This is a genomic window from Burkholderia sp. THE68, assembly GCF_009938265.1.
Lineage (GTDB): Bacteria > Pseudomonadota > Gammaproteobacteria > Burkholderiales > Burkholderiaceae > Caballeronia.
This window is the reverse complement of sequence record NZ_AP022317.1, coordinates 515,677-540,886: the sequence shown is the minus strand read 5'-3', so window position 1 is coordinate 540,886 and position 25,210 is coordinate 515,677. Positions and strand designations below refer to the sequence as shown.

24 protein-coding genes are annotated in these 25,210 nt (G+C 62.0%); 13 read left to right on the top strand and 11 right to left on the bottom strand.

Features of this window, described 5'->3' with window-relative positions; translation table 11 throughout:
• Positions 1 to 18: 18 nt before the first annotated feature.
• The 4 genes from BTHE68_RS23775 to BTHE68_RS23760 all read right to left on the bottom strand — a co-directional run bounded on the left by BTHE68_RS23775 (position 19) and on the right by BTHE68_RS23760 (position 4,700).
• Positions 19 to 1,119: a porin gene (locus BTHE68_RS23775; protein WP_162068745.1), complete on the bottom strand. Its 1,101-nt coding sequence runs from the start codon at positions 1,117 to 1,119 to the stop codon at positions 19 to 21.
• A 28-nt stretch (positions 1,120 to 1,147) separates the two neighbouring features.
• Positions 1,148 to 2,764: a bifunctional 3-(3-hydroxy-phenyl)propionate/3-hydroxycinnamic acid hydroxylase MhpA gene (mhpA, locus tag BTHE68_RS23770; RefSeq protein WP_162068744.1), complete on the bottom strand. Its 1,617-nt coding sequence runs from the start codon at positions 2,762 to 2,764 to the stop codon at positions 1,148 to 1,150.
• 90 nt (positions 2,765 to 2,854) lie between these two features.
• Positions 2,855 to 3,793, bottom strand: coding sequence for a VOC family protein (locus BTHE68_RS23765; RefSeq protein WP_162068743.1), 939 nt, complete (start codon positions 3,791 to 3,793; stop codon positions 2,855 to 2,857).
• Between the two features lie 58 nt (positions 3,794 to 3,851).
• Positions 3,852 to 4,700 carry a fumarylacetoacetate hydrolase family protein gene (locus BTHE68_RS23760; protein WP_162068742.1) on the bottom strand — a complete coding sequence of 283 codons (849 nt, stop codon included), beginning with the start codon at positions 4,698 to 4,700 and terminating at the stop codon, positions 3,852 to 3,854.
• A 176-nt stretch (positions 4,701 to 4,876) separates the two neighbouring features.
• On the opposite strand from BTHE68_RS23760, the gene BTHE68_RS23755 reads away from it, so the two are divergent.
• Positions 4,877 to 5,563, top strand: a complete 687-nt coding sequence (locus BTHE68_RS23755; protein ID WP_162068741.1) for a TetR/AcrR family transcriptional regulator — start codon at positions 4,877 to 4,879, stop codon at positions 5,561 to 5,563.
• 75 nt (positions 5,564 to 5,638) lie between these two features.
• Here BTHE68_RS23755 and BTHE68_RS23750 read toward each other — a convergent pair whose 3' ends face one another.
• On the bottom strand, positions 5,639 to 6,598 hold the full coding sequence (locus BTHE68_RS23750; protein ID WP_162068740.1) for a GlxA family transcriptional regulator: 960 nt from the start codon (positions 6,596 to 6,598) through the stop codon (positions 5,639 to 5,641).
• A 134-nt stretch (positions 6,599 to 6,732) separates the two neighbouring features.
• Here BTHE68_RS23750 and BTHE68_RS23745 point away from each other — a divergent pair, with 134 nt between their 5' ends.
• Together BTHE68_RS23745 and BTHE68_RS23740 are read left to right on the top strand one after the other, a co-directional pair.
• Positions 6,733 to 7,707, top strand: a complete 975-nt coding sequence (locus BTHE68_RS23745) for a nitrilase-related carbon-nitrogen hydrolase (protein ID WP_162068739.1) — start codon at positions 6,733 to 6,735, stop codon at positions 7,705 to 7,707.
• A gap of 36 nt (positions 7,708 to 7,743) precedes the next feature.
• Positions 7,744 to 8,286 carry a carbonic anhydrase gene (locus BTHE68_RS23740; RefSeq protein ID WP_162068738.1) on the top strand — a complete coding sequence of 181 codons (543 nt, stop codon included), beginning with the start codon at positions 7,744 to 7,746 and terminating at the stop codon, positions 8,284 to 8,286.
• Between the two features lie 18 nt (positions 8,287 to 8,304).
• Here the strand turns inward: BTHE68_RS23740 and BTHE68_RS23735 are convergent, their stop codons facing one another.
• From BTHE68_RS23735 to BTHE68_RS23720, 4 genes are all read right to left on the bottom strand, one after another.
• Entirely contained in the window at positions 8,305 to 9,069 is a 765-nt protein-coding gene (locus BTHE68_RS23735) for a bestrophin-like domain (RefSeq protein WP_162068737.1), read from the bottom strand.
• A gap of 45 nt (positions 9,070 to 9,114) precedes the next feature.
• A complete protein-coding gene (locus BTHE68_RS23730) occupies positions 9,115 to 10,620 on the bottom strand; it encodes a transglycosylase SLT domain-containing protein (RefSeq protein ID WP_162068736.1) in 1,506 nt (501 codons plus the stop codon).
• A gap of 760 nt (positions 10,621 to 11,380) precedes the next feature.
• On the bottom strand, positions 11,381 to 12,022 hold the full coding sequence (locus BTHE68_RS23725) for a DUF1109 domain-containing protein (protein ID WP_162068735.1): 642 nt from the start codon (positions 12,020 to 12,022) through the stop codon (positions 11,381 to 11,383).
• Positions 12,019 to 12,567 (bottom strand): sigma-70 family RNA polymerase sigma factor, encoded by a 549-nt coding sequence (locus BTHE68_RS23720; protein WP_162069166.1) that lies wholly within the window; start codon positions 12,565 to 12,567, stop codon positions 12,019 to 12,021. Before BTHE68_RS23720 ends, BTHE68_RS23725 begins: the two co-directional genes overlap by 4 nt.
• 293 nt (positions 12,568 to 12,860) lie before the next feature.
• Between BTHE68_RS23720 and BTHE68_RS23715 the strand changes: the two genes are divergently transcribed.
• The 7 genes from BTHE68_RS23715 to BTHE68_RS23685 all read left to right on the top strand — a co-directional run bounded on the left by BTHE68_RS23715 (position 12,861) and on the right by BTHE68_RS23685 (position 19,005).
• Complete coding sequence (locus tag BTHE68_RS23715; RefSeq protein ID WP_162068734.1) at positions 12,861 to 13,499, top strand: cytochrome b/b6 domain-containing protein; 639 nt, start codon at positions 12,861 to 12,863, stop codon at positions 13,497 to 13,499.
• 20 nt (positions 13,500 to 13,519) lie between these two features.
• Complete coding sequence (locus BTHE68_RS23710) at positions 13,520 to 14,296, top strand: molybdopterin-dependent oxidoreductase (RefSeq protein WP_162068733.1); 777 nt, start codon at positions 13,520 to 13,522, stop codon at positions 14,294 to 14,296.
• 66 nt (positions 14,297 to 14,362) lie between these two features.
• Positions 14,363 to 14,611, top strand: coding sequence for a pentapeptide MXKDX repeat protein (locus tag BTHE68_RS23705; RefSeq protein WP_162068732.1), 249 nt, complete (start codon positions 14,363 to 14,365; stop codon positions 14,609 to 14,611).
• Positions 14,612 to 14,775: 164 nt separating this feature from the next.
• Positions 14,776 to 15,060 (top strand): CopG family ribbon-helix-helix protein, encoded by a 285-nt coding sequence (locus tag BTHE68_RS23700; protein WP_061178258.1) that lies wholly within the window; start codon positions 14,776 to 14,778, stop codon positions 15,058 to 15,060.
• Positions 15,048 to 15,368, top strand: coding sequence for a type II toxin-antitoxin system RelE/ParE family toxin (locus BTHE68_RS23695; RefSeq protein ID WP_162068731.1), 321 nt, complete (start codon positions 15,048 to 15,050; stop codon positions 15,366 to 15,368). Before BTHE68_RS23700 ends, BTHE68_RS23695 begins: the two co-directional genes overlap by 13 nt.
• 75 nt (positions 15,369 to 15,443) lie before the next feature.
• Complete coding sequence (locus BTHE68_RS23690; RefSeq protein ID WP_162068730.1) at positions 15,444 to 16,958, top strand: ATPase domain-containing protein; 1,515 nt, start codon at positions 15,444 to 15,446, stop codon at positions 16,956 to 16,958.
• Complete coding sequence (locus tag BTHE68_RS23685; protein ID WP_162068729.1) at positions 16,951 to 19,005, top strand: hybrid sensor histidine kinase/response regulator; 2,055 nt, start codon at positions 16,951 to 16,953, stop codon at positions 19,003 to 19,005. The genes BTHE68_RS23690 and BTHE68_RS23685 overlap by 8 nt, the downstream gene beginning before the upstream one ends.
• Before the next feature lie 33 nt (positions 19,006 to 19,038).
• On the opposite strand, the gene BTHE68_RS23680 is transcribed toward BTHE68_RS23685, so the two are convergent.
• Positions 19,039 to 20,205, bottom strand: a complete 1,167-nt coding sequence (locus tag BTHE68_RS23680) for a mandelate racemase/muconate lactonizing enzyme family protein (protein ID WP_162068728.1) — start codon at positions 20,203 to 20,205, stop codon at positions 19,039 to 19,041.
• Positions 20,206 to 20,325: 120 nt separating this feature from the next.
• On the opposite strand from BTHE68_RS23680, the gene BTHE68_RS23675 reads away from it, so the two are divergent.
• Positions 20,326 to 21,288, top strand: coding sequence for a LysR family transcriptional regulator (locus BTHE68_RS23675; protein WP_162068727.1), 963 nt, complete (start codon positions 20,326 to 20,328; stop codon positions 21,286 to 21,288).
• 1 nt (position 21,289) lies between these two features.
• On the opposite strand, the gene BTHE68_RS23670 is transcribed toward BTHE68_RS23675, so the two are convergent.
• Positions 21,290 to 23,326 (bottom strand): NADH:flavin oxidoreductase, encoded by a 2,037-nt coding sequence (locus BTHE68_RS23670; protein WP_162068726.1) that lies wholly within the window; start codon positions 23,324 to 23,326, stop codon positions 21,290 to 21,292.
• 162 nt (positions 23,327 to 23,488) lie between these two features.
• On the opposite strand from BTHE68_RS23670, the gene BTHE68_RS23665 reads away from it, so the two are divergent.
• Together BTHE68_RS23665 and BTHE68_RS23660 are read left to right on the top strand one after the other, a co-directional pair.
• Positions 23,489 to 24,115, top strand: coding sequence for a TetR/AcrR family transcriptional regulator (locus BTHE68_RS23665; RefSeq protein ID WP_162068725.1), 627 nt, complete (start codon positions 23,489 to 23,491; stop codon positions 24,113 to 24,115).
• Between the two features lie 203 nt (positions 24,116 to 24,318).
• Complete coding sequence (locus BTHE68_RS23660) at positions 24,319 to 25,194, top strand: glycine betaine ABC transporter substrate-binding protein (RefSeq protein ID WP_087131681.1); 876 nt, start codon at positions 24,319 to 24,321, stop codon at positions 25,192 to 25,194.
• Positions 25,195 to 25,210: the final 16 nt, after the last annotated feature.

The following is a 25,210-nucleotide window of genomic DNA, read 5'->3' as shown; positions in this document are numbered from 1 at the left end:
CAGATTGATAAGCGCGTGTCAGAAAATAGTCTGCAGGCCGAGGCGGCCGATGATTTGATGCGTGGTGCTCGACTGTCCCGCACCGTTGATCCAGGCGTTATGTCCGCCTTCGACATCGCCGCCCGTCCACTGGTAGACGGCTTCGGCGTACAACGTGGTGCGCTTGGACAGGAGATACTGCGCGACGCTGGTGACCTGCTGTGCCCTGTTGTGGCTCAGTTGCGCGTTGCCCTTCATGTACTGATAGTTCGCGCCGAAGCGGATATCCGGCATGAACGTGTACAGCCCTCCGACCTGAACCGCCTGCACGACGCCTCCCGTCAGCGTATTGCGCGTATTCGTGTAGAGCGCATTGAGATACACGTCACCGATGGTCTGGCTGAGACCGCCTCCGAAGTTGCGAATCCCGTCGTGACCGTCGTTCAGCGCTGCGTATTTCGTTTCGTTGTAAGCCGCCGCGATACCGAAGTTGCCGATCGCATAGTTCACGCCGAATCCAATCGTGTTGTTCGCGGAAAACGAACCGGGCGTATTGCCGAAGCCGTACAGCGCGCCGAGCCTCAAACCCGCGAAAGTGGCCGATACGATCTTGATCGAGTTCGACACGCGCGACGTACCGCCGGTCTGATCGAAGTCGAACGAGCCGGTCGGATTCTGGGGAATGCCGAGCGCGGCGAACGGACCCTGGCGCATGTTGTAGAGGCCGCCATAGGTGAAGGCTCCGTCCAGTTTCGCGGGCGGAAAGAAGAGGAAATCCGCCATCAGGTTGTATTGCTGACCGAACGTGATGCGCCCGACGTCGTCCTTCGACAGACCGACGAAAGCCTGCCGGTTGAAGTCGGCGTTCGGTCCCGGGATGCCTGCGCCGCTGTTCACCGAGAACTGCGACGCGAGTTCGAACACGGCCTTGTAACCACCGCCCAGATCTTCGACGCCGCGCATGCCCCAGAGGCTGGGCGTCCAGATCGAATCGTCGGCCTTGAAATTGTGGCTGCCGTTCTCGTTGCTCACATAGCTCACGCCGACGTCGAGAATGCCGAACAGCGTTACGCTGCTTTGCGCGTGAGCGTGCGGCGTGAGCGCGCATGCAACAGCCAGCGCGCACAGTGTCTTTCTCATGTTCTCCTCCAGTCAGTTTCTATTCGAGTCAGGAAAGAGCCGCTTCCGTGTGTTCGTCGATCGAAAGCCGCGACACGAGATCGGTCAGCAACGCCGGCAGTTGTTCGAGCGTCTTCACGCCGCCGAAGATGTAGTAGTCGGGACGCACGACGATGGCCTTGACGCCGTGTTCGTCGAAGAAGCGCTTGTATTTGCCGCTGACATCGAACAGCACGCGATCCTTGACGGCTTTGTCGGCGTCGGTCGTGATGCCGATCGAATGCCCGCCGATGGCCGCCAGCGCCGCCTTGTCCTGCGCGTCGAGGTACCGGTTCGGATGCGCGTCGAGCGCGATCACGTGAAAGCCGTTGGGCATGGTGTCGTCGTAGCGGGTTGCCTCGCCCAGGTTCTTCACCTGACCGTGAACGCTCAGCAAGCCAGCCACGCTCTCGCAGGCGAATGCGGGGTCCTTGCAGATCAGGCCATCGGTCAGGCCGGGGAAGGGCGCAAGCGCGGGTATGTCGCCTGCGAGATACGCTTCGTCGCGGCGGGCCGCTTCGTCCTTGTCGGAGATGCACACGACCTGACCCATCGCGATGGACGCATCGATCACGGCACGCACCTGCGGCCGACGTTCGGGCGTATAGCCTTCGAGCACCCGGTCCGAAGCCAGGCCCTTCAGGATCAGGTCGAAGCGCCAGGCGAGATTCCATGCGTCGCGGATACCGGAGCACATGCCCTGCCCCATGAACGGCGGCATTTGATGCGCAGCGTCGCCAGCGAGCACCACGCGGCCGCTATGCCAGTTTCTTGCGATCAGCGAGCGAAACTTGTAGACGGCATGGCGCACGAGCGTCGCGTTCTCCGGCGTCACCCAGGGCGACAGCAGCTCCCACACCTTCTCCGGCTTTTGCAGGTCTTCGATCGATTCGTGCGGCAGACGCATGAACTCCCAGCGGCGGTAGCCGGGGCCGCCCGGCACCATCGTCGTCGGGCGCGCAGGATTGCACCACTGGCCGATGTCGGGCACGTCGAGCTTCACGCCATCGTTGGGCTGAAGATCGATGACGAGCCAGTCTTCCTGAAAGCCGAGATCGTCGAACTCGATGCCTTGCGACTTTCGAACGAAGCTGTTCGCCCCGTCCGCCCCGACGACATAGCGCGCGCGCACCGTCTGCGTCTCGCCGGTCGGCTGCCAGATCGCGCCGTCCATCGCGCCGCGGCGCAGGGTCAGTTCGCAGCAGTCGGACAACTGCCGCAATCCGGTCGCTTCCCAGCCCTGTTGCACCGAGACATTCGGTATTGATTTGGCCTTGCTGTCGAGCAGCGCTTCGAGCGAGGGCTGATTGAAAAGGTAACCCACCGGTCCATCGCTGATCGATTCCGCGGACCAGTCGATCTCGACGAGCGTTTTCCAGTCCGCGTTGAACCACTGGTATTTGGAGGACGGTTGCGAGATGCGCTGGACCTCTTGTCCAAGATCCATTGCATGAAACACGCGGCGGATCTCGTGATCGTGAAAGACGGCACGCGGAAGCGGATACAGCGAAGGCCAGCGGTCGAAGACCGCCACGTTATAGCCGCGCTCTCCGAGCAGAATGGAAAGAGATTGCCCGACCGGTCCGTATCCGACAATCGCGACGTCGAGGATGGTTTGATCTGTCATTTCGGTTCACCTGCGGAAAAATGAACGAGTTGTGCCCTGGCGCCGGATGAATCCGGCAGCCATCGAATCGATGCAATGGGTGTGAAGCGATCAGTCTTGTGAAACGACGCCGGCTTCGGTGTTATGGATGAAGTCGTCGGGGACCGGCGGGCCCCACAGATAGAGCGAGTCTTCCGGCGCGAAGTCGCCAGCGGGCCATGTCTGGCCGGCAGACACGAAATCGATGTCGGCGGAGTACTCGCAGAACGAGCCCCACGGGTCCTGCACGTAGTGGAAATAGTTCGAACCCAGTACGTGTCTGCCCGTGCCCCAGCCCTTTGCGAAACCGGCCGCGGCCATCTGCGAGGCGCCTTGGCCGACGAGGTTCACGTCATCGACGTCCCACGCCGCGTGATGCCAGCCGCGCGCGCTGCTTTTGGCGAACGCGAGCAGATGGTGGTCGCTGCCGTGCGGCGCATGCGTGAATGCGATGATGTCGAGCGACTTGTCCGACAGACGCAGGCCGAGTGCCTCGCCATAGAACGCCAGCGCGCGGAGAACGTCGGGCGAGAACAGCAGCACATGCGAGAGACGCCGTGGCCGCACGGTTTGCGCGGCTGAACGCGTGTGCGCGCCGCGCTCGTCCGCGTGACTCGATGCGACGACGCACGGTTGCTTCCCGGATGGCGTCGTCTTCGGGCCGACCTTGACCTGAATCAGGTTGCCGTCCGGATCGCGGAACCAGAAGCCTTGATCGGGCGATGCGATCAGGTCCGCGCCTGTCGTCTCAACCTGTTCGCGGATCGCCGCGAAATCCTTTTCGAAGCAATTGAAACTCAGATACGCCAGCGACTTTGCCGACGCGGGGAGCATGCGCGCCCAGCGATGCCCGTCGGTTGCGCGCAACTCGATTGCTTCGGCTGTCGCGGTCACATCGAGGCCGAAGGCGCTGAAGAATCGCTCTGCATCGGCGAGCGAGGGAACGTTGAGGGCAAAGTGATCGATCGAATGAACACTTGCGCATGCGGATGCTACGGCTGGGTCGCTCATGACCGTGTCTCCATGTCCGATGAGCGCCGGCTCTGCGGCCGGCTTCGTGGATGAGGTATCAACGCGCTGCTTCGTCGGCGATGACATTGCGCAGGGTGCCGATTCTCTCGACCGACACTTCGCATACGTCGCCCGCTTTCATCAGAAGGCGCGGCGTGCGCGCCCAGCCGATGCCCGACGGCGTGCCGGACACGATCACATCGCCCGCTTCGAGGGTGATGGCTTCGCTGATGACACTGATGAGCGTCGCGACGTCGAAGACCATGTCGTCGGTGCTCGCCGACTGGACCACTTCGCCGTTCACGCGCGTCTCCAGCAACAAGCCTTTCGCTCCGGCGGGCAGTTCGTCGGCGGTGACGAGATCGGGACCGAATGCGCCCGTGCCATCGAAATTCTTGCCGACGGTCCACTGCGGCGTCTTGAACTGATACTCGCGCACGGAGCCATCGTTGAAGAGCGCATAACCCGCGACATGCGAGAGCGCGTCTTCTTTCGCGATGTGACGGCCGCCCTTGCCCAGCACGACCGCGACTTCGCCTTCGTAATCGAGGCCCGCTGAATCGCCGACGCATGGGCGGATCATCGGTTGCTCGTGGGCGACCAGACTGGTGTTGACGCGCAGGAACAGGGTCGGGTAGTCGGGCTGTTCGTAGTTGCTTTCCTTGGTGTGATCGGCGTAGTTCAGACCGACGCAAACAATCTTGGGCGGTTTCTGCAGCGGCGGAAGGTATTTCAGGCCGGCGGAAGGCACCTTGTCTTCCGTCGCGTGAGTTGCGGCGTACTCATCGAGACGAACGCCGCGCGCGAGAAGCGACTCCAGTGTCTCGTCACCGACGACGCGCACGTGATCGCCATCCCGTACGCCGAGGGTTGCCTTGCCATCCTTTTCGAAACTGACGAAACGCATATCTGCCTCCTTTGGACCCGAAGGCAAAGCGCCTCGGGTTTGCGTGAATCTCATATTGACGAATGTGTCAGTTCCAATTCTATGCAAATTGACAATATCGTCAATATGAATCGACTCAGGACAAACCCGCACGCGGCACGCGCTGCTAAAATCAAGCCAGATCAACGGGATAGCCCATGGAAGACACAGAATCGACCGAAAATCACCGAACCCGCGTGGGAGCGCAGCGGCGGGAGAAGACGCGCATCCGTCTCATCGAAAGCGCGCTGGGTGTGTTCGCGGAAAAGGGCGCGGATGCCCCGACGATCGACGATTTCATTGCCGCGGCGGGGGTCGCGCGCGGGACGTTCTACAACTACTTCCGCACGACCGCGGAACTGCTGTCGGCTGTGGCGGGCGAAAGCAGCGATGAAGTGCTCGCGATCCTCGACCCGCTCGTGCGCGCGATCGATGATCCGGCGCAACGCGTGGTCGTGGGTTCGCGTCTTTACATGGGGATGGCGGCGCGCTATCCGCTGTGGGGCGCGTTCATCACGCGGGTGGGCACGAAGCGGGGATCGCGTGGACGCCTGCTCGACGAGTACCTCACGCGGGATTTGCAACTGGCGCTGGATGCGGGCCGCTTCGACGTGACCGATCTGGTCGTCGCGCGCGATATCGCGCTTGGCTCGATCATGTACGGCATCGAAACGCTTTTATCCGCCGATGCGCCCGCCGATTACGCCGAGCAGTCGATGTTCGCGCTGATGCGTGCCTTTGGCATCGGCGCGAAGGAAGCGCGCAAGCTCGCCTATGCGCCGATCGCCGAGCCTCCGGCGCCACGCGGCGCCATCTTCGAGCGAGTCGGTGCGTTGGCGGGTTGATGCGTGGAAACTTGGCATCCCTGAAAAATAGTTCCTGACACGCTCCGACACATCGTTATCGTCCCGTCGAGCTTGTCATTCGACCGAAACCGCGCTCTCCCGCCGCGCGTTCCTGCGCAGGACATCGGCGGGCACGCCATACGTCCGTACGAACGCGCGACGCATGCGCTCCCTGTCCGCGAAGCCCGTCTCCTGCGCGACCACGTTGATCGTATGCCGGCCTTGCTCGATCATGAATCTCGCGGCTTCCAGCCGAAGCTGTTCGACGGCCTTCGCCGGAGACTGACCCGTTTCCGCCAGAAACGCGCGGCTGAACTGCCGGGGGCTGAGATTGGCCACGTCCGCGAGTTCCTCGATGGTGAGCGGATTGCGCAGGTTGCGTCGTATGTGTCCGAGCACCGACTCGATCCGGTCCGACTTCGGCGTCATGTCGAGCAAGGCCGAGTGCTGCTTTTGTCCGCCCAGCCGCCGCTGGTTCATGACGAGAAGGCGGGCCACCAGTTTGGCGGCATCGGGTCCGAGGTCGTTATCGAGCAGAGCCAGGGCGAGATCGATCCCGGCCGTCATGCCTGCCGATGTCCATATCGGTCCGTCATTGATGAAGATCCGGTCTTCTTCCGTTACGACATCCGGGAAGCGTGCCCTGAACTCGGACGCGTGCGCCCAATGCATGGTCGCGCGCCGGCCATTCAGCAGTCCCGCTTCGGCAAGCACGAATGCGCCACTGCAGATGGAAGCCACGCGTCGCGACGCTTTCGCGGCTTCCTTCACGAACGCGATCAAGGCCGGGTCGAATGGAGGAATCCTGAGCTCCGTGATCGAGCCCACGATGACCGTATCGAATGCCGGCTCTCCGAATGCCCTGGTTTGCAGCGTCATTCCGCTCGACGATTCGAGCGGGCCGCCCTGCGGCGACAGCAGATGAATCTCGTAGCACGGACCTCGTGGCGGCATGTTCGCGAGTTCGAATGCCGTGAGCGCCGCGAGGCTCATGAGCTGGAATCTCTGCGGCACGATGAAGCCGATCTGATGCATACCTGCTCCTGCCAGGCGCGCGAGTCGATTCCCCCGTGCGGCCGATGGCGCAAATGGTGGCAACAACGACCTACATGCTAGTGGCATGCGGAGCTAAGGTACAAGCACTTCTTTCTCCGCCAGGAAACGACGACATGTCGAAAATCATCCGCGCCGCAGCCGTCCAGATATCGCCCGTTCTTTATAGCCGCGAAGGTACCGTCGAAAAAGTTGTCCGCAAGATTCTGGAGCTCGGACAGCAGGGCGTGCAGTTCGCGACTTTCCCCGAAACGATCGTTCCTTACTACCCGTATTTCTCGTTTATCGAATCGCCGTTCGCCATGGGGGCCGAGCATTACAAGCTCCTCGAACAGGCCGTGACGGTTCCGTCGGACACGACCGATGCGATCGGTGAAGCCGCGCGTCAGGCCGGCATGGTGGTGTCGATCGGCGTCAACGAACGCGATGGCCGCACGCTCTACAACACCCAGTTGCTGTTCGATGCGGATGGCACGCTGGTGCAGCGCCGTCGCAAGCTATCGCCGACTTACCACGAGCGAATGGTCTGGGGAATGGGCGACGGCTCGGGCTTGCGCGCGGTCGATACAGCCGTGGGCCGGGTCGGTCAGCTTGCGTGCTGGGAGCACTACAACCCGCTCGCGCGCTACGCGTTGATGGCGGACGGCGAGGAAATCCATTCGGCAATGTATCCGGGCTCATTCGCGGGCGATCTCTTCTCGGAGCAGATCTCCGTCAACATTCGTCAGCACGCGCTCGAAGCGGGAGCGTTCGTCGTGAACGCAACGGCATGGCTCAACCCTGAGCAGCAACAGCAGATTCTGCGGGATACCAACACCACGCAGATCGGCCCGATCTCGAGTGGCTGCTTCACTGCGATCGTGTCGCCGGACGGAGAGTTCATGGGCGGAGCGCCCTTGCGTGAAGGAGAGGGCGAGATCATCGCGGATCTCGACTTCTGGCAGATCGACAAGCGCAAACGCATGATGGATTCCCGCGGCCACTACAGCCGCCCGGACGTGCTCGGGCTCGTGATCGATCGCGCGCCGAAGACACATGTCATCGAACGGACGCTGCATGCGCCGGCCGTGAACCTGGAAGTCTCCGCCTGAACCGGGCTACGTGCCCACGAACCTGGAGTGAGTGCAATGGACTTCAACGATGTCATGCTCGAACGCAACGCGGCGTTCGCCAACAGCGCGTTTTCAGCCGAGCTCAAGATGATGCCGTCGACGGGAACGGTGGTGATCGGCTGCGTCGATCCGCGGGTCGATCCGGCGAGCGTGCTGGGGCTGAAGCAAGGCGAAGCGGCGGTGATCCGCAATGTCGGTGGCCGGCTCAACAAGCCGTTGCTCGAAACGCTGGCCATCTTGGCTGTCGTCGCGAAGGCGGCCGGACGCCCGGACGGCGCGCGCAATCTCGTGCTGCTTCAGCATACCGATTGCGGGATCATCGGCTGTCATGAGCATGCGCCGGCCTTGCTGGCGAACCATCTCGACGTCGAAACCGACGCACTCGCCGATCTCGCGATCACCAACCCATACGAGGCGGTCGCGCTCGACGTTGCCGCGCTCAGGGCGAACAGGAATCTGCCGGACGGTCTGATCGTGTCGGGGCTGGTGTACGACGTCAAGACCGGACTCGTCAAGACGGTCGTTCCCGCTGCGCCTTTGCGGGCGCCGGCGGATTAGAAGACCAGACGCGGTCGATCAGGGTCGCAACGACTGTGCCGTGCTGATCAGATTTTGCGGCGCCACGCGGATGATGCCGTTGCGCGGACTGTCGATATCGGCGATCAGCATGAACGACAGCGACACCACCATCGGCATGATCAGAAGAAAGCGGCGTGTCGCGGTCGCAGTTCGTACGCCGTAGCCGACGAGCAGGTTGGCGAACAGGCCGATGACCATCAACAACGCCCACGCGGCACTCGGGATGCGATTCCTCCACGCAGCCTGCGTGTAGCCCTGAGTGTTGATCACATCGTTCATGCCGGCGACGACGAGCGCCGTGAGCGGGTTCGGCAGCGCTGCGGCATCGGCCGTGGCCGCCGCCCAGAGCTGGGTCTCCAGCTGCGTGGTGGCGGCGTCGATCTGCGTGAGTTGCTGCGCATCGTGCACCTGATAGTACTGAATGCGCTGGTCGATATATTTGACGAGGAGCGCGCGCACATCGGCGGCGGCCGGGCCCGGCAAGAGGTCGGCGCGAATGAACTCGGTGCCGATGGCGTTGGCTTCTTCTTCCTCGAAGTTCTTGCGCTGATCGTAACGGCCGACCGCCATCGACAGACTGAAGCCGATCACCAGCGCGAGCAGCGTGAGCACGGCGGACTGCACGACGCCGAAGTCGTCGCGAGCTTCATCATCGAGTGGTTTGGCGCGACGCAGGACCGATGCGCCGAGCCACGCGGCAAACGACATCATCACGATCGACACGACAAAGACAGTAAACGGATGACTCGCGAGTTGCGCCATGCCTGGCCTCCTTTGAAGTTCGGTCCACCGCTTCGCACCGCGCGCTCACGGCGACTGCATATTCTGCATTGCCTTCGCCTTGGTTGTCTGAGCGTCGGCGATCAGCTTGTACGCTGCGTAGTATTTATAGATGTTGCGCACGTAAGTCGTGGTTTCGATGCCGATCTTCTCGGCCACGACGATCTCCACATTGTTGAACCACTTGTCGGGATCGAGCCCGCGGGCGGCGGCTTCCTTGCGCATCTTGGCGATATTGCCGGGCCCGGCGTTGTAGCTCGCAAACGCGAAGAGCGGCCGGTCGCTGTCGCTGAAGTGTGCATCGGAGAAATAGCGGGTCATCAGTTGATCCATGTATTTCGCACCCGCGTGAATATTGGCCTCGGTGACGGAGATGCTGCCGACCGCCATCTGCTTGCCGGTGGCGGGCATGATCTGCATGATGCCGATCGCGCCGACATGACTGCGCGCAGTCTGGTTGAGTTGCGATTCCTGATAACCCTGCGCGGCCAGCATCAGCGGATCAAAGCTGTACTGTTTGCCGTACCTGTCGAACAGGGCGAGGGTCTGCTCGAAGCGCTTGCGTTCCGCGTCGTCGGTGTTGTTGGAGATCTGCTTGATCTGCTTCATGAACTGGGCCTGGCGATAGGCCGCCACGCCCAGCTTCTTCACGTAGCTCACGTAGAAGTCGGTGACCGCCGCCTTGAGTTGCGGACTGTCCTTGCGGAACGCCCAGCCGACATAGCCCTCGGTGCGAACGGCGAGATCGTCGCGCACCTTGATGCGGGGCAGCACCTGCGCCCACATTTTCGCTTTCCAGTCATCGACGATCACGATATCGATCACGCCCGCGTTCAGCATCTCGAGCTTGTCTTCGTCTTCGAGCGCATCCGGCAGCAAGGTGATCTGCATCGGGGGCTTTCCCGCTGCACGGAACCGGTCGTTGAGCGACATCAGGCTGTCGTAGTAACTCGTTGCCTTGCGTACGTCGACCTGCTTGCCCGCAAGGTCGTCCAGGGTGGCGAGCGGCGGCGCCTTCGGGCCCGTGACGACCACTTCGCGCACGGATTGCCGGTCGCTCGGCGCCACGAAGTCGACGATCTTCTGCCGTTCGGGCGTCGCGGTCAGATTGCCTGCGGAGATGTCGCCGAGGCCGGCCACCAGGTTCGTCAGAAGCTTGTCGCGGGTGGTCGGAATCAGATAGACCGTGACGGGCCGTTTGCCGAGCCGATTGGCATAGCGCTTGTTGATATAGCGTTCGAAGTCGCGCGCGAGTTCAGCCGACAGGCCGCGCTCGCGGCCCTTGTCGTTGAAATAGAGCGTTCGGCTGTACGGGACGAGAAAGCGGATCGTGCGCCGCTCCAGCATAGCGTCGAAGTCGCCGGTCCATGGCTTGACCATCAGGTTCAGTTGACGCACTGCAGCGGGCGGCATGGTCTTGCTCGCCGAGGCCGGCATGGCGCCGGAGGCGGGCTGCGGCGATGCCGCTCGCGCGCCTTCGAGCGCCATCAGGATGCAAACGAGTGCAGCGATGAATCGACGATCTGCTTTCATGACGACGCGTCCCCCGAATGTTGACGAGTGCCGAGCTTGGCCGACTACTAACCAATCATAGGTCAGCGATTCGAAGGCTTTTGTTTTCGCTGGATCCCGTTAGCGTGTCGGTTTATTAGCGTTGCCCCTGTGCGGGGCGGCAGTCACTTTCTTTGCTGCTGCAAAGAAAGTAACCAAAGAAAGCAGCTCGAGCCGCCCACGGTCACACGCAATTTGAGTGTTCTTCTCCTCGTTCGTGGCACTCAGTAGCGAGTGCCCTCGTAGGCCTAACCGGGCTTGGACCGCGCACGGTCTGACGAGCCATAACTATTGGGGTGCAGGTTCAGCACGAAAGAGTTCCGGCACAGCGCTACGCGCTGCCGTGGGGTGTGCAAGGGAAACCAACGGAACACCAATACAGTGAGATGGAGGTGTTAGCAAGAAGGCACGTGCAGACCCGATTGACCAGTCGGCCGCGCAGCGGGCCGGAGCCATTTGGTGCTGAACCAGTGTGTTCTATGGCGCGATGCGACAGACCGTGCGCGGTCCACGCCCGATGTGGCCTACGAGGGCACTCGCTACTGCTGTGCCCTAAGTGTTCACCTGTGCCGCGGCCGGCGTGAAGCACTTTGGATGGGGATAGCTGTTTCTTTGGTCACTTTCTTTGCAGCAGCAAAGAAAGTGACTGCCGCCCCGCACAGGGGCAGTGCTAATAGACCGACGCGAATACGGGATCCGGCGAAAGCCAGAACCGTGTCACGGCGCTTTCGCCGAAACCGGGCTACCAGCGCAGCAGCCGCGGCCCCAGCCAAGCCCCGACGAGCGCCGGCAGCGCCATGCCGATCGCATACCACACGCCCCAAAACGCCGGGCTCATTTCAGGGCAATGCAGGCAATAGACGATCGTCGCCGTCGAACTCGCGAGCAATCCGGCGATAGCGCCCGCAAGCCGCAGCCGAGTCGGCGCAAGGGACCGCATGGCCCAGATCGCCGCTGGGAACGTGGGCACCGAAAGCAGCAGGATGTTGAACGGGCAGGTGCGCCACGTCCGCCCCAGCACGAGCGCCCAGCGCGCCGCGGAATCCGTCCCGTCGAGCACTAGCCAGCCGGCGATCCAGACCGCCGCGAACGGGGCCGCGACGATCGCCCACGAATATCCCACGCGCGCGCCCGGCCTGCCGATCCGGCCGATGGTGAACATCGCGCCCACCGCGATGGCCAGCGGAAACGCCAGCTTCGCCCAGAAGAGACCCGTTTGCGCGACAACGCCGAGATCGTGCCGCACGCCGAACACGATGCTCATCAGAATCAGCGAGCCCGCAGCCCCGAGCAACAGCGCCTGCATGAAGCGACGCGAAACCGCCGCGCGGTCGACCCGCGTCACCTGATTCGAAAGGAGGGTGATCAGATCATCGGTCTTCATCGAAGTCCCCGGATTTTGGCGGCGAGTGCCTTGAGACCGCGATGCACGCCCACTTTCACGGCCGATTCCGAAAGACCCGTGACCCGCGCGGTCTCCGTCACCGAAAGACCTTCGAGTTTCATGTGGATGATGGGCAGGCGTTGTTTGTCCGGCAGATGCTCCAGCAGCTTGCCGACATCGTGGCGCGCCTGTGCGGGTTCGTCGTCGATGGCGGCGAGCAGTTCCTCGTGATCGTCGAGCGGCACGTTCAGCGACTCGCGGCGCGCATGGGCGCGGAAGAAGTCCATCAGCTTGTAGCGGGCGATCGCGTGCAGCCAGGCCGTCAGAGGCTCATCGGCACGATAGGTGTGACGCGCGTTATGCACCGCCAGAAGGATTTCCTGGACGAGGTCTTCGACGTCATCGGGACGACGCGCCAGGCGCTTGCGCAGATAGCCGCGCAAATGCCGCGTGAGCGCCTGCAGGAAGCTGCGATACGCGTTCGGGTCGCCATCGAGTCCGCCGACGAACAGCGCTTTCAGCCGGCTTTCCGCATCTTGCGACATGGTTCCTGTGGGTACGGTGTAACGGGCGAGCAGTCCGCCGCGCGTCGGATCGAGCGTTTCAGCGTAGCCGAAGCCGTGATGCGCCGCAATAGCGCCGTTCTGATCCATGGTCGTCGTTCGCCTCCTGTCCTGTGTTAGTTCGCCGTTTCACCGTCGCACGTTACAGCGCGACCTGTAACTTTTCGCGGGCGGCCAGCGAACTGACCCATGACGACGCGGATTCGATGCAACGGCTGTAACCGGCGACGCGTCCGCGACGAATTAACCGGTAACCAACGCTTGAGTTGACCGACATGAAAACGCTGAAAGCACCGCTTGCCGCCGCGCCCGAACGCGCATCCCGCGATGCGCCGGTTCACCCGGTCTGGCTGCGCATCACGCACTGGCTCAACGCAGTCGCCGCGCTGATCATGATGTTCTCCGGCTGGCGCATCTACGACGCGTCGCCCGTATTCCGGCAGATCGTCATTCCGCCGTCGATCACGCTCGGCGGCTGGCTCGGCGGCGCGCTGCAGTGGCACTTCGCCGCCATGTGGCTGCTGGTGTTCAACGGCATCGTCTATGTCGCGCTGAATGTCGCGAGCGGGCGCTTCGCCTCGAAATTCTTCCCGCTGTCGCCGCGCGCCGTGTTGCGCGATTTCATCGCCGCATTGAGCGGCAAGCTCTCGCACGCCGATCTGCGCCAGTACAACGCGGTGCAGAAGCTCGCGTATCTCGCGATCGTCGTCGATCTCTTCGTGCTCGTGCTCTCGGGACTCGCGATCTGGAAGTCGGTGCAGTTTCCGTTGCTGCGCGAACTGATGGGCGGGTACGACAACGCGCGCATTGTGCACTTCTGCGCGATGGCGGTGATGGCGGCGTTCGTCGTCGTGCATGTAGCGATGGTCGCGCTCGTGCCGCGCTCGCTGCTGACGATGCTGCGCGGCCGCTGATGAACTCCGGGACACACGCCATGAAAACCGACGACAAACGAATCATCGCGGTGGATCGCGCCTCCGTTCTGGCGGATGCGCGCCGCGAACTGGAGATGCCTTCGCGGCGCCTGTTCGGCAAGCGCATGCTGACGCTGGGCGGACTCGCGCTGCTGACGGGCTGCTCGATCACCGATGACGATTCGGTCAACAAGTTTCTCACCGCCGTATCGCGCCTGAACGATCGCGCGCAGGCGCTTCTCTTCGATCCGAAACAGCTCGCGCCCATTTACACCGAGGCACAGCTCACGCGGCCGTTTCCCTTCAATGCGTTCTACGGAATCGACGATGTCCCGGCAGTCAATGGCGACGACTATCGCCTGAAGGTGAGCGGTCTCGTCACGGGGCAGCGCGTCTGGACGCTGCCGCAGTTGTACGCGCTGCCGCACGCGGAGCAGATCACCCGGCATATCTGCGTCGAAGGCTGGAGCGCGATCGGCCGCTGGGGCGGCACGCCGTTCTCCGAATTCCTGCGGCGCGTGGGCGCGGATACGACGGCGAAGTACGTGGGCTTTCGCTGCGCCGACGACTACTACGAAAGCATCGACATGCCGACGGCCCTGCATCCGCAGACGCTGCTCACGTTCGAATACGACGGCGAGCGCCTGCCCGCGAAATACGGCTATCCGATGAAGCTGCGCATGCCGACCAAGCTCGGCTACAAGAACCCGAAGCATATCGTCGAGATTTTTGTCACCAACACGTATCCGGGCGGCTATTGGGTCGACCAGGGATACAACTGGTTCGGCGGCTCCTGAGCCCCGCGCCATCCACCGGTTCCGGATCGTCCGGATGCCATGTCTGACTCACCAAGGAGAAGCGCTATGAAACGATTGATGACGGCAGTACTCGCGGCGGCACTGACGATGGGCGCGACGAGCGTCTTCGCGCAGGCGAGCGGCGCGATGTCGAATGACGCGATGTCGCACGACTCGATGAAAAAGGACAGCATGTCCCACGACAAGATGAGCAAGGGCGCGATGTCGCACGACAAGATGAGCAAAGGCGACAAGATGAAGAAAAACGATGCGATGGGCATGGACCATCCGGCATCGGGCGCGATGTCCCAGTAACGCGCAAGGAGACCCGATCCGGGCGCGAGAGTGCGCCCGGATCTTGAAATTTCAATAAAATCATAAAGTTATCGAAACGTCGAACATGAGCGGGCTGCTACTGCTTGCAATCTGCGCGCGTCCGCGTAAGATGTAGCACATCTGTAGCACAAAGAGAGCCTGCCATGTCGACCACCACGCTTCGCTTGCCACCGGATCTGCGCGACCGTGTCTCCCGGCTCGCCCAGCAGTCCGGCACCACGGCGCACAGTTTCATGCTGGACGCGATCGCGGAGCGCGTCGCGAACGAAGAATTGCGACAAGCGTTTCTCGACGAAGGGAACGCACGGCTCGCGAAGATGCTCCAAACGGGCGAAGGTCTCGACTGGGCCGATATGCGCGACTACCTGCGCGAGCGCGCAGCGGGCGATAATCCGGCGGCGCCCCAGGCCAGGCGATGGCGCGCGTAATCCTCGCGCCGGAGCTTCGCGAGGATTTCGATCGCATCTTCGAGTTTCTTTTCGAGCACACGCCCGAGCGTGCAGTCGAGCGCATCCAAGAGATCGTGTCCGCGCTCGACATTCTCCAATCGAGCCCGATGATCGGCCGCACGGTCGATAACCAGTCGGGCATGCGCGAACTGGTCATCTCGAACGGCGCTCACGGCTATCTGGCACTGTACCGCTTCATGCCGGAACTGGACGCGGTGTTCGTCGTGGCGATTCGAAGCCAGCGTGAATTGCGCTACCGACGAGCGTCCAACGATCCCGAGGCGTGAAATAATCGAAGCCGCAGCCAGAGCCGTCCGCGGCGCACCCTTTTATGCGTGATCAAGAACCGACCGGAGCGCTCGATGAACGCTGGCAATGACTCGCTTCCTTTCGCACAGACTGGCGTACCCGGACTCGACGATGTCCTCGTAGGCGGCCTCACGCAAGGGAATCTGTTCCTTCTCGAAGGCGACCCGGGAACCGGCAAGACGACGATCGCCATCCGTTTTCTCATGGCGGGTGCCGACGCCGGCGAGCGGGGCCTGTACATCACCTTGTCGGAGACCGAAAAGGAACTGCGGCACGGCGCGGCTTCGCACGGCTGGCAGCTCGGCAATGGCATCACCATTTTCGAAGTCGTTCCGCCGGAAAGTCTGATGGAAGCGGATCAGCAGCAGAGTCTGCTGTATTCATCTGACCTCGAGTTGGGTGAAACGACGCGGCTGATCCTCGGCGAATTCGAGCGGATCAAACCGCAGCGCGTCGTGATCGACAGTCTCTCTGAAATCCGCTTGCTGGCGCAAAGCTCGCTGCGCTATCGACGCCAGATCCTGGCGTTCAAACACTACTTTTCGCGGCATGGTGCGACGGTTCTGCTGCTCGACGATCTGACCTCGGACGCGGCGGACAAGACCGTGCACAGCGTGGCGCACGGCGTCATTAAGCTCGAAGAGTTGTCGCCGGAATACGGCGCCGAGCGGCGCAGGCTCAAGGTGTCCAAGTATCGAGGGCAAGCCTATCGTGGCGGGTTTCACGACTTCACCATCAAGAAAGGTGGCGTGTCGGTGTTTCCGCGTCTCGTTTCCAGCGAGCATTACACCAAGTTCGTACGCCGCCAGGTGAAAAGCAATGTCGAAGGACTGGATGCGTTGCTGGGCGGCGGCATCGAGCAAGGGTCCAGCACACTTATCCTCGGGCCGGCGGGCACGGGCAAGAGCCTCTTTGCGCTGCAGTTCATCGTCGCAGCCGTGGCGCGCGGGGAGAAAGCCGCCTTGTTCGTGTTCGACGAAGAACTGGGACTTCTGTTCGACCGCGTGCGCGGGATGGGCTTCGACCTCGAAGCATTGCGCGATGCCGGCAATCTGCAGATCGAGCAGGTCGATGCCGCGGAGCTGTCGCCCGGCGAGTTCGCGCATCGCGTGCGCGCGCGAGTCGATATGGCGCAGGCGAAGACGATCGTGATCGACAGCCTCAACGGCTATCAGGCGGCGATGCCGCAGGAAAACGCGCTGATCCTGCATGTGCACGAGTTGCTGCAGTACCTGAACCGGCAGGGCGCCAATACGTTTCTCACCGTCGCGCAGCATGGCCTCGTCGGCGACATGAAGGCGCCGGTCGACGTCACTTACCTTGCCGATACCGTCATCCTGCTGCGCTATTTCGAGGCATTGGGCCGGGTTCGACGCGCGGTGTCGGTCATCAAGAAGCGCACCGGCCGTCACGAAGAAGCCATCCGCGAGTTCCGCATCTGCGATTCCGGGCTCAAGGTGGGCAAACCATTGACCGAGTTTCAAGGCGTATTGCGCGGCGTGCCGACCTTCGTCGGCAATGCGGGTCCCTTGCTGACTGCGAACGAAGGCGGCGGGAGCGATGTCTGACGTCGATTCGTGTACGACCTTGATACTCGCGCCCGCGGGACGCGATGCCAGTATCGCCGCGGCGATGCTCAGGGAGGTCAATGTCGCATCGCAGGTGTGCCGCGACGTCGGTCATTTGTCGTCGCTGGTGGGAGACGATACGTGCTGTGTCATCGTCACCGAAGAAGTACTCGTCGCTGCTGATCTCAAGACGCTCTCCGAGTGGATCGGCGCGCAGCCGGCCTGGTCGGATCTGCCATTCATCGTGCTGACGCGGCGCGCAGGTGTGGCGGACCGCGCGCCCGAGGGACGGCTCGCCAGAACATTGGGCAACGTGACCTTTATCGAGCGGCCGTTCCATCCGACGACATTCGCGAGCGTGGTCGGCACCGCCGTTCGCGGACGCCACCGGCAGTACGAAGCCCGCTTGCGTATCGAACAGTTGCACGAAGGCGAAGCGCGCCTGCAGACCGCGCTGACCGCGGGTCATCTGGGTTCATGGGATCTCGACCTGTCGACTGGGGTGCTCACTGCGTCCGCAACCTGCAAGGCCATCTTCGGTCACGCTGCGCACGCGCCGTTCACCTACGAGACGCTACTGTCCAGCATTCACCCTGAAGACCGCGATCGAATGCAGGCTGCGGTCAAGGCGAGCCTGGAAACGCGCTGCGACTACACCATCGAATATCGAAACGTCTGGCCGGATCGCACGGTTCACTGGGTCGACATCCGGGCGAGGTTCCTGTCGGGCGATGCCGTGAAGCCCGACCGCCTCGTCGGTGTCTCGTCGGACATCACGGCGCGCAAGACGGCCGAGGACGGACTCCGGCGACTCAATGAATCGCTCGAAGCGAAAGTCGCCGAGCGCACAGCCGAACTTCAAAAGACCCATCAGAAGGTCCTGGATGAAATCCGGCAACGAGAACAGACCGAAGAGCTGCTGCGCCACATCCAGAAGCTGGAGATGGTGGGTCAGCTGTCGGGCGGCATCGCGCACGACTTCAACAATCTGCTGATGGCGATCATCGCGAATCTGGAACTGGCGCGCAAGGAAGTGCTGACCGACTCGCGGATGCTGCGACTCATCGACGGCGCGTTCGGCGGCGCGCAACGCGGCGCGGCGCTCACGCAGCGACTGCTGGCCTTTGCCCGCCAGCAGGAACTGAAGGTCGAGCCGGTTTTGATGTCGTCGCTGATCGCGGGCATGTCGGATCTGCTCGAACGCTCGATTGGCTCTGCGATCGAACTTGTCATCGAAGTCGGTCCCGCGTCCCCGCCCACGATGCTCGACGCCAATCAGGTCGAGCTCGCCATTCTCAATCTGGTGGTCAACGCCCGCGATGCGATGCCCGATGGCGGAACGCTCACGATCAGCGTGGACACGGCGCAGTCGTCCGGGTCGAAAGAGTTGCGCGCGGGAAGCTATGTTCGCGTCACGGTGAGCGATACCGGCACGGGCATGGACGCGGCCACGCTCGCGCGCGCGACCGAACCGTTCTTCACGACCAAGGAAATCGGCAAGGGCACGGGCCTGGGCTTATCTATGATTCACGGGCTTGCGCAACAGTTGAACGGCTCGTTGCGGCTCGAAAGCAGCCCCGGATGCGGCACGCGGGCGTCGCTATGGTTACCTGTGAGCGAACATGTCGCGAGCATTGAGAAGGATGCGCCTGCCCTCATCGAACGACAGGACGATGAAGTGCAGGCGCGCGCAACCATTCTCGTCGTCGACGACGATCCGCTCATTGCGACAAGTACCGCCTATCTGCTCGAAGATCTTGGGCATGAGGTGGTCGAAGTCGGCTCGGGCGCGGCGGCGCTCGAGGTCCTGAAGAACGGCAAGCGCGTCGATCTCATCCTCACCGACTATTCCATGCCGCGCATGACAGGCCTCGAACTGGCTCATGCGGCGCGCGCCCTCAGGCCGGACCTGCCGGTCATCCTCGCGACCGGATACGCCGAGCTACCCGAGGGCGCCGACAGCAACATTCCCCGCATACGCAAGCCGTATTTGCAGAATCAGCTGGTCGCGGAGATTCGCAAGGCGCTGCATCATCAGGCTGGTTGACGTGACGGGCCATTCGCATGCCTGCTTTGAGGCTTATGAGGACAGCTTCTTCATCTCGGCGAACAGGTCGGCTTTTCCTTCGAAGCCGATGCCGGGAAGATCGGGCATGGTGATGTAGCCGTTATCGACCTTGACGCCATCGGGGAAACCGCCGTATGGCTGAAACAGGTCCGGATACGATTCATTGCCGCCGAGTCCTAGGCCTGCCGCGATATTCAGCGACATCTGGTGACCGCCATGCGGAATGCAGCGGCTGGGCGACCAGCCATGCTCGCGCAGCATGTCGAGCGTACGCAGATATTCGACCAGACCGTAGCTCAGCGCGCAGTCGAATTGCAGCCAGTCGCGGTCCGCGCGCATGCCTCCATAGCGGATCAGGTTGCGCGCGTCCTGCATCGAGAACAAATCTTCACCGGTGGCCATCGGCTTGCTGTAGTAGTTGCGCAGCGTGGCCTGCAATTCGAAGTCGAGCGGGTCGCCCGGTTCCTCGTACCAGAACAGGTCGTACTGCGAGAGCGCCTTTGCGTACTGGATGGCGGTGTCGAGATCGAAGCGGCCGTTGGCATCGACGGCGAGCTTCTGGCCGTCCTGCAGTACGCTCAGGATCGAGTCGATACGACGCAGATCTTCATCGAGCGACGCACCACCGATCTTCTTCTTCACGACCGTGTAGCCGCGGTCGATGTAGCTGCGCATTTCGTCCTTGAGTTTCTCGTGATCCTGGCCGGGGTAGTAATAGCCGCCCGCCGCGTACACGAAGATCTTGCGATCCGGCTGACCGTTGCCGTAGCGGTCCGCGAGCAACTGGAACAGCGGCTTGCCTTCGATCTTCGCGACGGCATCCCAGACCGCCATGTCGATCGTGCCGATCGCAACCGAACGCTCGCCGTGACCGCCGGGCTTTTCGTTGGTGAACATCGTCGCCCAGATCTTGTGCGGATCGAGGTTATCGCCTGCATCGTTGACGAGCGTCGCGGGGTCGGCTTCCAGAATGCGGGGAATGAAACGCTCACGCATCAGCTTGCCCTGACCGTAGCGGCCGTTCGAGTTGAAGCCGTAGCCGATTACCGGCTTGCCGTCGCGGATCACGTCGGTCACGACCGCGACGAGACTCAGCGTCATCTTGCTGAAGTCGATATAGGCGTTGCGGATCGGGGAGCTGATAGGAACGGTCTTTTCGCGGATTTCGACGATTCTCATGGCTTTGTCTCCTGAGTGTTTTGAACGGAATGGCGAGCCATCGGCTGCAATATGGGATGTAGCTTAACCGCGAAAAACATTGCTACACTGCACTTTCATTCACTTCATTTTTCACATCCGGTGAATACCGAAACCCAGACCGCGTCCGATTTCGAGTTCTTCATTCTTCTCGCGAAACTCAGGAGTCTGTCCGGAGCCGCGCGCGCACTCGATCTGTCGCCGCCCGCCGCGACGAAGCGGCTTGGCGTCATTGAGCAGCGGCTCGGCGTGCGTCTGGTGAATCGGACGACCCGGAGCGTGAGCCTCACGCCCGAAGGCGAGACGTATCTGCGGTACGCGTCGCAGATCGTCGGGCAGGTTCGAGAAATGGAGGAGGCGATTTCCGGAGCGAAGCGCGACCCGCAGGGCTTGCTGCGCATCAACGCGACGCTTGGATTCGGCCGCACGACGATCGCGCCGCTCGTGTCGGAGTTCGCGAAGCGCTTTTCTGGCGTCGAGGTTCAGTTCGAAGTGACGGACCGGCCGGTCGACCTGGTCGAAGGCGCTTTCGATATGGCCATCAGATTCGGCGAGCTTCCCGACAGCCGCCTGAGCGCCCGGCGCATCATGAGCAATCGCCGTTTTCTCTGTGCCTCGCCGAAATATCTGGAGAAGTACGGCACGCCGGAACGCGTCGAGGATCTGGCCGAACACCGGTGCATCATCCATCGGCAGAACGACGACGCGTACGGGGTATGGCGTTACATCGTCAACGACCACACCGAGGCGATCAAGGTGAAGGGCGCCTTATCGAGCAACGACGGCGATATCGTGTTGCGCTGGGCGCTGGAAGGGCATGGAATACTGATCCGGTCGGAATGGGATCTCGCGAAGTACGTGCAGAGCGGGCGGCTGAGTCTCGTGTTGCCGAACACGGTTCTGCCTTCCGCCGACCTGTTCGTCTACTATCCGCGGCAAAAGAATCAGACGGCCCGCGCGCGCGCTTTCATCGATTTTCTGGTGAGCCGGTTTCAGGCTCCGTTCACGCCGGTCGATACGGGGACCGAGCCGCGTGAACGGAAAAAGCGCAGTCCGCGCCGATAACTTAAAGGTCTTTTACGAGGCGAAGCGCATCGTAGATCGCGGCATGCGTGTTCCGCGCGGACACCGCATCGCCGATTCTGAAGAGCTGAAAGCGTCCCTCAGGATTACGTTCGACGATTTGTGGCTTGCCGTCGATGAGATCATCGTAGTCGATCGCGCCGAGATTCGTCGATGCCGGCCTGAGCTCGAAATATAGTTCGTCCATCGGTATGGTGCCGTGATTCACGACGATCTGGTCGTAACGCTGCTCCTTCGTCACGCCGCCGTAATCGCTGCCGATCGTCGCGACCAGTTCGGCGCCTTCGCGGCGAACCGATTCGAGGCGGAACGTCACCGTGAACGTCGTTGCGAGTTTCTGCAGCGAGCGCATGTAGGGCACGAGATTCATGCTCATGACCTCGGGCGAGAACGTGCGGTCGGGCGTCATCACTTCGACGCGGCCGCCCGCCTGCGCGATGGTCTCCGCTGCCTGAAGCGCGGCATGATCGCCGGCATCGTCGAAGATCAGTACGTTGGCGCCGGGCTTCACGTCGCCCGAAATGATGTCCCACGACGACACGACATGCTCGTTGCCCTGCGAACACACCTCCGTGTGCGGCATGCCGCCGGTCGCCACGATCACCACATCGGGGCTGTGCGCAAGCACGGTTTCGGTGTCGGCCCATGTGTTGAACGAGAAGCGCACGCCGAGCTTTTCGCATTGCGCCATGCGCCAGTCGATGATGCCCATCATCTCCTTGCGGCGGATGTTCTGCGCGGTCAGACGGATCTGTCCGCCGGGATCGTTCATCGCTTCGAGCACGGTGACATCGTGACCGCGTTCGCCCGCGACGCGCGCTGCTTCCAGCCCCGCCGGTCCCGCGCCGACGATCACGACCTTCCGTTTCTTTTCGGCCGGTCTGATCGATTGCGGCATCTCCAGTTCGCGCCCGGTCGCGGCGTTGTGAATGCACAGCGCCATGCCGCCCTGATAGATGCGATCGAGACAATAATTCGCCCCCACGCACGGACGGATATCGTCTTCCCTGCGCTCGATGATCTTGCGCACGATATGCGGATCGGTCATATGCGCGCGCGTCATGCCGACCATGTCGATCCTGCCCGACTCGATGGCGAAACGCGCCGTCGCGACATCCTGGATGCGCGCGGCGTGGAAGGTGGGAAAGTCCGTCGCCTGACGAATTTCGCCCGCGAAATCCAGATGCGGCGCGCTTTTCATGCCCATGATCGGGATGACGTCGGTGAGGCCCGCATCGGTATCCAGGTGTCCGCGTACGACGTTCAGGAAGTCCACGAGGCCGCTGCTCTTGAGCCGCTTCGAAATCTCGATGCCGTCTTCCTTCGTGAGGCCGCCCGCCATCATTTCATCGGCGGTGTAGCGAATGCCGAGCAGGAAGTTATCGCCGACGCGCTCGCGCATCGCCCGCATCACGTCGAACGTGAAGCGCAGGCGATTATCGAGCGATCCGCCGTAAGGGCCATCCAGCGTATTCGTGAGCGGCGACCAGAACTGGTCCATCAGATGTCCGTAGGATTCGATTTCGAGCCCGTCCATACCGGCCGCTTTCATGCGCTCGGCGGCATCGGCGAAGTCGCGCACGATGCGCTCGATGTCCCAGTCCTCGATCTTCTTCGGAAACGCGCGATGCGAAGGCTCGCGGTTGTGCGACGGCGACACGGCCGGCAGCCAGTCGCCCTTGTCCCAACGCGTGCGCCGGCCGAGATGCGTCAACTGGATCATCACCTTCGCGCCGTGCTCGTGGCATTCGTCGACGAGATCCTTCATCCAGGGCACGACCTCGTCCTTGTATACGAGGATGTTGTTGAACACCGGCGGGCTGTCCTTCGACACCGCGGCCGAACCCGCCGTCATCGTCAGCGCGATGCCCGCCTTCGCCCTTTCGACGTGATACGCGCGATATCGCTCCTTCGGCATGCCGTCCTCGGCATACGCCGGCTCGTGCGACGTCGTCATGATGCGATTGCGGAACGTGAGATGTTTCAGCGTGTACGGCTGGAGCAACGGGTCCATGGACATGGGCGCCTCATCGAAGCGAGTGGGGATCGAATCACGTGTTGTGCGCTCAGAGTAGGTCCTATGTACACAGGTGTCAAGTATCGAGACAATGGTGTACAGTGAGTTAAAGCAAAGAGGAATCGCGGTCGTCGATTCGCGAAACCATCACACGAAAGGAACGGAATGGATCAGACAGTCGAGACCGTTCGCGGCTCAGCCGATATGTGGCTGGATTGCGCATACGAGAGTCTGCTAGAAGGCGGCATCGATTCGGTTCGGGTGCTTGCGCTCGCCAAGAAGCTGAATCTCGCACGAACGAGCTTTTACTGGTTCTTCCGCGATCGGGAAGAACTGCTCGATGCGCTCATCGCACGCTGGGAAGAGAAGAACACTGGCAACTGGATCAGCCGCAACGAGGCGTATGCGGACAGCATCTGCGAAGCGATGCTGAACGTGTTCGATTGCTGGTTCGACGATTCGCTCTTCGACACCCGCTTCGAAGCCGCGATTCGCAACTGGGCGCAGCAATCGCCGGACATCACGCGACTCATCCAGACGGACGATGCGAGGCGCATCGAAGTGCTGACCGCGACGTTCGTGCGCTTCGGTTATGAGCCCGCCGTGGCCGATGTGCGCGCGCGGACGACCTATCTCACGCAGGTCGGCTATGCGGCGACGCGGCCGAACGAAGACTTTGCAACGCGCATGCGGCGCATTCCGGAGTTTGTCGAGGTTTTCACCGGCGTGCGTCCGCAGGATCACGAGATGCAGCGCTTCTACGCGCGCCGGCAGTACGTGAACGAGACATGATCGACGCCCACTTACGCATAACTTAAAGTAATGCGGCGGTGAAAACAAATCACGTTGACATCGTTTTTATGCACTCGAATACTCAAGCGCCAAATTGCCGCGTGTATTTCGCGCACCGTTTTTCTCAACCCTCGGAAGATTAGATCGTACGCATCCAGCTCGTTTCGTTGTCACCGTCGCGATAAGAACACAGGGAACCTGACATGAAGAATTCCTCCGCCGTACGCTTCATCCTGAACGTTGGCATGGCGGTTTCGACCGTTACCTTCGCGATGTCTGCCAGCGCCGCCGATCCGATCAAGATCTCTCTGGCCAACTGGGCCGATACGCAAGCGGTCACGTACACGGCGAAGTACGTGCTGGAAACGAAACTGCAGCAGCCCGTGACGCTGATCGTCGCCGATCTGGGCATCCAGTTTCAGGGGGTCGCTCGCGGCGACGTCGACCTGATGCTCGGCGCGTGGCTGCCGGTAACGCACGCGGCGTACTACGCCCGCTTCAAGAACGAGATGGATGACCTGGGCGTGATCTATACGGGCGCGAAGATCGGCTGGGCGGTGCCGGACTATGTGCCCGAGAGCGAAGTCTCGTCGATTGCCGATCTCAACAAGCCCGAGGTCAAGAGCAAGCTGAACGCAACGATTCAGGGCATCGAACCGGGCGCCGGCGAAATGGTCGCATCGGAAAAGGCGATGAAGGACTACGACCTCGCAGGTTACAACCTGATCCGGGCGAGCGAGGCGGGCATGCTGACGGCGGTCTCGCGCGCGTATCAGTCGAAGAGCTGGATCGTCGCGACGGTATGGAGCCCGCATTGGCTGTGGCAAAAGTACAAGATGCGCTATCTGAAGGACCCGAAGGGCGTTTTGGGCGGTGACGAGCAAATCCGTGGATTCGCTTCGAAACAGTTCGCGCAGAAGTATCCGCGCGCGAACACGTTCATCCGGCATTACAAGCTGACCTTGTCCGATGTCGAAGCGATCGAACTCGACGGCAACGCGACGAACGACTGGAATGCGGCGGCGAAGAAGTTTGTCGACTCGCATCCGGAGAAAGTGAAGGCGTGGCTTCAGGAATGATGCGCGAGGCCGGGAT

Excerpts from the sequence above, each read along its gene's own strand:
- BTHE68_RS23720 (WP_162069166.1), bottom strand. The coding sequence starts at position 12,567 with ATGTCGCAAGATGCGGAAAGCCGGCTGAAAGCGCTGTTCGTCGGCGGA.
- BTHE68_RS23695 (WP_162068731.1), top strand. The coding sequence starts at position 15,048 with ATGGCGCGCGTAATCCTCGCGCCGGAGCTTCGCGAGGATTTCGATCGC.
- BTHE68_RS23775 (WP_162068745.1), bottom strand. The coding sequence starts at position 1,119 with ATGAGAAAGACACTGTGCGCGCTGGCTGTTGCATGCGCGCTCACGCCG.
- BTHE68_RS23685 (WP_162068729.1), top strand. The coding sequence starts at position 16,951 with ATGTCTGACGTCGATTCGTGTACGACCTTGATACTCGCGCCCGCGGGA.
- BTHE68_RS23670 (WP_162068726.1), bottom strand. The coding sequence starts at position 23,326 with ATGTCCATGGACCCGTTGCTCCAGCCGTACACGCTGAAACATCTCACG.
- BTHE68_RS23740 (WP_162068738.1), top strand. The coding sequence starts at position 7,744 with ATGGACTTCAACGATGTCATGCTCGAACGCAACGCGGCGTTCGCCAAC.
- BTHE68_RS23730 (WP_162068736.1), bottom strand. The coding sequence starts at position 10,620 with ATGAAAGCAGATCGTCGATTCATCGCTGCACTCGTTTGCATCCTGATG.
- BTHE68_RS23755 (WP_162068741.1), top strand. The coding sequence starts at position 4,877 with ATGGAAGACACAGAATCGACCGAAAATCACCGAACCCGCGTGGGAGCG.
- BTHE68_RS23665 (WP_162068725.1), top strand. The coding sequence starts at position 23,489 with ATGGATCAGACAGTCGAGACCGTTCGCGGCTCAGCCGATATGTGGCTG.
- BTHE68_RS23760 (WP_162068742.1), bottom strand. The coding sequence starts at position 4,700 with ATGCGTTTCGTCAGTTTCGAAAAGGATGGCAAGGCAACCCTCGGCGTA.
- BTHE68_RS23765 (WP_162068743.1), bottom strand. The coding sequence starts at position 3,793 with ATGAGCGACCCAGCCGTAGCATCCGCATGCGCAAGTGTTCATTCGATC.
- BTHE68_RS23750 (WP_162068740.1), bottom strand. The coding sequence starts at position 6,598 with ATGCATCAGATCGGCTTCATCGTGCCGCAGAGATTCCAGCTCATGAGC.
- BTHE68_RS23745 (WP_162068739.1), top strand. The coding sequence starts at position 6,733 with ATGTCGAAAATCATCCGCGCCGCAGCCGTCCAGATATCGCCCGTTCTT.
- BTHE68_RS23700 (WP_061178258.1), top strand. The coding sequence starts at position 14,776 with ATGTCGACCACCACGCTTCGCTTGCCACCGGATCTGCGCGACCGTGTC.
- BTHE68_RS23660 (WP_087131681.1), top strand. The coding sequence starts at position 24,319 with ATGAAGAATTCCTCCGCCGTACGCTTCATCCTGAACGTTGGCATGGCG.
- BTHE68_RS23735 (WP_162068737.1), bottom strand. The coding sequence starts at position 9,069 with ATGGCGCAACTCGCGAGTCATCCGTTTACTGTCTTTGTCGTGTCGATC.
- BTHE68_RS23715 (WP_162068734.1), top strand. The coding sequence starts at position 12,861 with ATGAAAACGCTGAAAGCACCGCTTGCCGCCGCGCCCGAACGCGCATCC.
- BTHE68_RS23705 (WP_162068732.1), top strand. The coding sequence starts at position 14,363 with ATGAAACGATTGATGACGGCAGTACTCGCGGCGGCACTGACGATGGGC.
- BTHE68_RS23690 (WP_162068730.1), top strand. The coding sequence starts at position 15,444 with ATGAACGCTGGCAATGACTCGCTTCCTTTCGCACAGACTGGCGTACCC.
- BTHE68_RS23680 (WP_162068728.1), bottom strand. The coding sequence starts at position 20,205 with ATGAGAATCGTCGAAATCCGCGAAAAGACCGTTCCTATCAGCTCCCCG.
- BTHE68_RS23710 (WP_162068733.1), top strand. The coding sequence starts at position 13,520 with ATGAAAACCGACGACAAACGAATCATCGCGGTGGATCGCGCCTCCGTT.
- BTHE68_RS23725 (WP_162068735.1), bottom strand. The coding sequence starts at position 12,022 with ATGAAGACCGATGATCTGATCACCCTCCTTTCGAATCAGGTGACGCGG.
- mhpA (WP_162068744.1), bottom strand. The coding sequence starts at position 2,764 with ATGACAGATCAAACCATCCTCGACGTCGCGATTGTCGGATACGGACCG.